We start from the raw sequence: 5,375 nt of genomic DNA, 5'->3' as shown, positions 1-5,375 counted from the left end.
GCGCCGGCGGCGTTCGCGCGGCCCGCGGGGGCCGCGGCGGCGGGGGGCGCCGACCCGCTGCTGATCTACTTCACCTCCGGCACCACCGGTCTGCCGAAGATGGTGCTCCACGACCACACGTACCCGCTCGGCCACCTGGTCACCGCGCGTTTCTGGCACAACCTCTCCCCGGGTGGGGTGCACCTGACCGTCGCCGACACCGGCTGGGCGAAAGCCGCCTGGGGGAAGATCTACGGCCAGTGGCTCTGCGGCGCGGCGGTCTTCGTCTACGACATGGACGCCTTCGTGGCGAGGGACCTGCTCACCGTGCTGGCGCGCCACAAGGTGACCTCGTTCTGCGCGCCGCCGACGGTCTTCCGCTACCTGATCAAGGAGGACCTCAAGGCGTACGACTTCTCGGCGCTGCGCTGGTGCACCGTCGCCGGCGAACCGCTCAACCCGGAGGTCTACCAGCAGTGGCTGGCGGCCACGGGCCTGCGGCTCATGGAAGGCTACGGGCAGACCGAGACGGTCGTGCTCGCCGCCACCTGGCCCTGGCTCGAGCCGAAGCCGGGGTCGATGGGCCTGCCCTCGCCGGGCTGGGGCGTGGAGCTCGTCGGCGAAGACGGCCGGCCCGTCGAGGTCGGCGAGGAGGGGCAGATCGTCGTGCGCACCGCCGCCGGGCGTCCCGTGGGGATGTTCCTCGGCTACCACGGCGACGAGGCGCTCACCCGCCGGGTCTGGCACGACGGCGTCTACTTCACCGGCGACATGGCCTGGCGCGACGAGGACGGCTACCTCTGGTTCATCGGGCGCGCCGACGACGTCATCAAGTCCTCCGGCTACCGCATCGGTCCCTTCGAGGTCGAGAGCGCGCTGCTCGAGCACCCGGCGGTCCTCGAGTGCGCGGTGACGGCCGTCCCCGACGCCGACCGCGGGCAGGTCGTCAAGGCGACGATCGTGCTCGCGAAGGGCCGCACCGGCTCGCCCGAACTGGCGAAGGAGCTGCAGGACCACGTGAAGCGCGTCACCGCGCCGTACAAGTACCCGCGGGTCGTCGAGTTCGTCGCGGAGCTGCCCAAGACGATCAGCGGCAAGATCCGCCGGGTCGAGATCCGCGAGCACGACCGCGGGAAGTAGGGGCGGGCGCGATGGCGGGGCCGGGCAGGCGCGGCAATCTCTTCGACGACGCGACGGCGCCCGGCGGCCGCGAGCGCTTCGACGAGCTGCTCGCGCGGGACGGCGCACGCGTCGAGCGCATCGTCTCCACGGGGCAGACGACGCCGCCGGGGGAGTGGTTCGACCAGGCCGGCGAGGAGTGGGTGGCGCTGCTCACGGGGCGCGCGACGCTGCTCTTCGAAGGTGGCGAGCGCGTCGAGCTGGCGGCGGGCGACTGGGTGGCGATCCCCGCCCGCGCGCGGCACCGCGTCGAGGCCACGAGCGCGGACCCGCCCTGCGTCTGGCTGGCGGTGCACCTGCCGCCGTCTTCTTAGTGCGTCCAGTCCCCCTCTCCTAACGCTTCTTCTTGACCGGCTCCTTCCTCAGGCCGTCCAGGAAGTGCCAGAGCGTCATGAGCGGGTGGCGCAGCGGCATGCGCGGCCCCGCGGTGCGCATCATCTCGCGGGCGCGCTCGCGCATGTCCGGCTTGTAGCAGTGGACGCGGCAGTTGCCGCAGGTCGTCTTCCCCTCCTGGAAGGGGCACTTCGCCAGCCGCAGCAGGGCGTAGTCCAGCAGCCCCGCGCACGCCTCGCACAGCTCGCCCCGGGGCGTGCCGTGCAGCTCGGTGCAGGAGAGGTCGGCCATCGCGGCGACGGTCTTCGCCTCGCGCTGCATGCGGGGGCGCCGCGAGATGGCGGGGATCGCGGGCCGGTCGGTCATGGGGCGAGTATGCCCGAAAAGCGCACACGGGGGCGAGGTGACCGTCGCTTGACAGCCCGCGCCCGCGGCGTACCTTGAAATCAAAGGCGTCTGCACCGGCGCGGAGGTGTGCGGTGGCCCAGACCGAAGGGAATCGCGCCCGCGAGGCGGTCTTCCACGTCCACCGCATCTCCAAGGTCTACCGGATGGGCGACGTCGAGGTGCACGCCCTGCGGGGCGTCGACGTCGATCTCTTCGCCGGCGAGTTCGTCGTGCTCCTGGGCCCCTCGGGCAGCGGCAAGTCGACGCTGCTGAACATCCTCGGCGGGCTCGACGTGCCGAGCGAGGGCGAGGTCTTCTACCGCGACCACCTGCTGACGAAGGCCGGCGACGCCGAGCTGACGCGCTTTCGCCGCGAGCACGTCGGCTACGTCTTCCAGTTCTACAACCTCATCCCGAGCCTCACCGCGCTGGAGAACGTCGCGCTCGTCACCGAGATCGCGAAAGAGCCGCTCGATGCCGCCGAGGCGCTGCGGCTCGTCGGCCTCGGCGAGCGCCTCGACCACTTCCCGGCCCAGCTCTCCGGCGGCGAGCAGAAGCGCGTGGCGATCGCCCGCGCCGTGGCCAAGCGCCCGGACGTGCTGCTGTGCGACGAGCCGACCGGCGCGCTCGACTACCCGACGGGGAAGCTGGTGCTCGAGGTGCTCGAGCGCGTCAACCGCGAGCTGGGCGCCCTCACGGTCGTGATCACGCACAACGCCGCGATCGCCGCGATGGCCGAGCGCGTGATCCGGATCTCCAGCGGCGAGATCGCGGAGATCCGAACGAACGAGCGGCGCGTGTCGCCGGCGGAGCTGTCCTGGTGAAGGCGCTCAACCGGAAGCTGACCAGAGACCTCTGGCACCTGCGCGGCCAGCTCGTGGCCGTCGCCGCCGTCGCGATGTGCGGGATCGCCGCCTTCGTGACGATGCGCTCGGCCTACGTCTCGCTCGTCGAGGGGCAGGCCGACTACTACCGGCGCTACCGCTTCGCGGACGTCTTCGCCCACGCCAAGCGCGCCCCCGAGGCGCTCGCGGCGCGCCTGCGCGCGCTCCCGGGCGTCGCCGCGGTCGAGACGCGCGTCGTCGCCGAGGTCACCCTGGACGTCCCCGGGCTGCCCGAGCCGGCCACCGGGAGGCTCGTCTCCGTCCCGGAGCGGCGCGTGCCGATCCTCAACGACCTGCACCTGCGCCGCGGGCGCTGGATCGAGCCGGGCGCGCCGGGGGAGGCCATCGTCAGCGAGGGCTTCGCGGACGCCAACGGCCTGCAGATCGGCGCGCGCCTCGGCGCGGTGGTCAACGGCCGCTGGCAGGAGCTGACCGTGGTCGGCGTGGCGCTCTCGCCGGAGTACGTCTACGAGATCCGCGGCCTCGAGATCTTCCCCGACAACCGGCGCTTCGGCGTTCTCTGGGTGGGCCGGGAGGCACTGGCCGCGCTCTTCGACCTGGAGGGGGCGTTCAACGACGTCTCGCTCGCGTTGGCCCCGGGCGCGCCGGAGGCGCCGGTCCTCGCGGGCGTCGACGCGCTGCTCGGTCGCTACGGCGGCCTCGGCGCGTACGGGCGCGACCTGCAGCTTTCCAACCGCTTCCTCTCGGACGAGATCGCGCAGGACCGCGTGACGGGCCTCTACCTCCCCTCGATCTTCCTGGCCGTGGCGGCGTTCCTCGTCCACGTCGTGCTCTCGCGGCTGGTGGGCTCGCAGCGCGACCAGATCGCCGTCCTCAAGGCCTTCGGCTACTCCAACGCCGCCGTCGGCGCGCACTACCTCGGGATCGCCCTGGCCGCGGTGCTCGCCGGGGCCGTGCCCGGGACCCTGCTCGGGGCGTGGTTCGCCGCCTACCTCGCGGACCTCTACGCGCGCTTCTTCCACTTTCCCGGTCTGCTCTTCGCGGTCTCGCCGGGGCTCGTCGGCCTGGCCGCCGCGATCAGCGCGGCCGCGGCGACCCTCGGCGCGCTGTCGGCGGTGCGCCGCGCGGTGCGCCTGCCTCCGGCCGAGGCGATGCGTCCCGAGCCTCCCCCGTCGTTCAAGCGCGGGCTCTTCGAGCGCTCCGGCGTCGCGGGCCTGCTCTCGCCGCCCGCGCGGATGATCGTGCGCAACCTCGCCCGGCGGCGCGCCAAGGCGCTGCTCTCGACCGCCGGCATCGCGCTGGCGGTCGGGATGCTCGTGCTGACGCGCTATTTCGGCGACTGCATCGACTGGATGGTGCGCATCCAGTTTCGCGAGGCGCAGCGCGAGGACGTGACGGTGATCCTGCGCGAGGCGCGCGCGGCGTCGGCGCTCGACGACCTGCGCCATCTCCCGGGGGTGCTGGCGGCGGAGCCGTTCCGCGCGGTGTCCGCCCGGCTCGTCGCCGGTCACCGCTCGCGCCGGATCGAGCTGATGGGGGTCGAGCCCGCGGGGGAGCTGCGCCGCGTGGTCACGCGGCAGCTCGCGCGCGTCGAGGTCCCGCCCGAGGGGGTCGTGCTCACCGACGCCCTGGCGCGGCTGCTCGGGCTCGCCGTCGGGGACGCGGTCACCGTCGAGATCCTCGAGGGGCGGCGCGTGGTGCGCGAGACGCTTGTGGCCGCGACAGTGGACGACCTCTTCGGGCTGACGGCGACGATGGACCTGCGCGCGCTCAACCGCCTCCTCGGCGAGGGGCCGGCGGTCTCCGGGGCCTTCCTCGCGGCCGACGCGGTGCGGCTGTCCGCGCTGACGGCGGAGCTCAAGCGCACGCCGGCCGTGGCGGGGGTCGCGGTGCGCGAGGCCATGCTCGCGAGCTTCCTGCAGACGATCGCGCAGTCGATGCGCGCGACGACCGGGGTGCTCGTCGCCTTCGCCTGCATCATCGCGCTGGGGATCGTCTACAACGGCGCGCGCATCTCGCTCTCGGAGCGCGGGCACGAGCTGGCCTCGCTGCGCGTGCTCGGCTTCACGCGGCGCGAGATCGCGCTGATCCTGCTCGGCGAGCACGCGCTGCTGACGCTGGCGGCGATTCCCGTGGGCTTCGGGCTCGGCGCCGGGGCGGCGGCGCTGCTCGCACGCATGGTGGCCTCGGACCTCTACCGGCTGCCGCTGGTCTTCTCGCGCGGGACTTTCGCCTTCGCGTTCCTCGTGACGCTGGCCGCCGCGCTCGTCTCGGGTATCATGGTCGCCGGCCGCATCAGGAAGCTCGACCTGGTGGCGGTGTTGAAGACGCGGGAGTGAGAAAGGAGCGCGCGATGAAGACGACCGGCCGGCGGCTGCTCCTCGGCGCGTGCGTCGTCGCGCTCGTGGGCGCCTCCGTCTACGCCTTCCTGCCGCGCCCCGCCGCCGTCGAAACGGCCCCCGTCTCGGTGGGGCCGCTGGCGGCGGGCATCGAGGAGGAGGGCCGGACGCGGGCGCGCGACCGTTACACCGTGGCCGCGCCGACCGCGGGGCACCTCGAGCGCGTGACGCTGCGCGCGGGCGACCCCGTGAGGCGCGGGCAGCCGCTGGCGGTGCTGCGGCTGACTGCCCTGGATCCGCGCGAGCGCGAGGC

Annotated in this window: 6 protein-coding genes; 5 read left to right on the top strand and 1 reads right to left on the bottom strand. The window is 73.5% G+C overall.

Annotation, left to right across the window (positions count from 1 at the left end; genetic code table 11):
* A partial coding sequence (locus VI078_08025; GenBank protein HEY5999234.1) for an AMP-binding protein occupies window positions 1-1,119 on the top strand: 1,119 nt, incomplete at its 5' end.
* Window positions 1,120-1,130: 11 nt separating this feature from the next.
* Window positions 1,131-1,472 carry a cupin domain-containing protein gene (locus tag VI078_08020; protein ID HEY5999233.1) on the top strand — a complete coding sequence of 114 codons (342 nt, stop codon included), beginning with the start codon at window positions 1,131-1,133 and terminating at the stop codon, window positions 1,470-1,472.
* Window positions 1,473-1,491: 19 nt separating this feature from the next.
* Here the strand turns inward: VI078_08020 and VI078_08015 are convergent, their stop codons facing one another.
* Window positions 1,492-1,857, bottom strand: a complete 366-nt coding sequence (locus tag VI078_08015; protein HEY5999232.1) for a nitrous oxide-stimulated promoter family protein — start codon at window positions 1,855-1,857, stop codon at window positions 1,492-1,494.
* 185 nt (window positions 1,858-2,042) lie between these two features.
* Here VI078_08015 and VI078_08010 point away from each other — a divergent pair, with 185 nt between their 5' ends.
* The 3 genes from VI078_08010 to VI078_08000 all read left to right on the top strand — a co-directional run.
* Window positions 2,043-2,702 (top strand): ABC transporter ATP-binding protein, encoded by a 660-nt coding sequence (locus tag VI078_08010; GenBank protein ID HEY5999231.1) that lies wholly within the window; start codon window positions 2,043-2,045, stop codon window positions 2,700-2,702.
* Complete coding sequence (locus VI078_08005; GenBank protein ID HEY5999230.1) at window positions 2,699-5,062, top strand: FtsX-like permease family protein; 2,364 nt, start codon at window positions 2,699-2,701, stop codon at window positions 5,060-5,062. The genes VI078_08010 and VI078_08005 overlap by 4 nt, the downstream gene beginning before the upstream one ends.
* A gap of 14 nt (window positions 5,063-5,076) precedes the next feature.
* On the top strand, window positions 5,077-5,375 hold a 299-nt coding region (locus VI078_08000; protein ID HEY5999229.1), incomplete at its 3' end, for a biotin/lipoyl-binding protein.

Source organism: bacterium (assembly GCA_036524115.1).
Taxonomy (GTDB): domain Bacteria; phylum JAUVQV01; class JAUVQV01; order JAUVQV01; family DATDCY01; genus DATDCY01.
This window is presented reverse-complemented; position numbering and strand designations above follow the sequence as displayed.

Coding starts and splice junctions, on each gene's coding strand:
- VI078_08020 (HEY5999233.1), top strand. CDS start 1,131: ATGGCGGGGCCGGGCAGGCGCGGCAATCTCTTCGACGACGCGACGGCG.
- VI078_08015 (HEY5999232.1), bottom strand. CDS start 1,857: ATGACCGACCGGCCCGCGATCCCCGCCATCTCGCGGCGCCCCCGCATG.
- VI078_08010 (HEY5999231.1), top strand. CDS start 2,043: ATGGGCGACGTCGAGGTGCACGCCCTGCGGGGCGTCGACGTCGATCTC.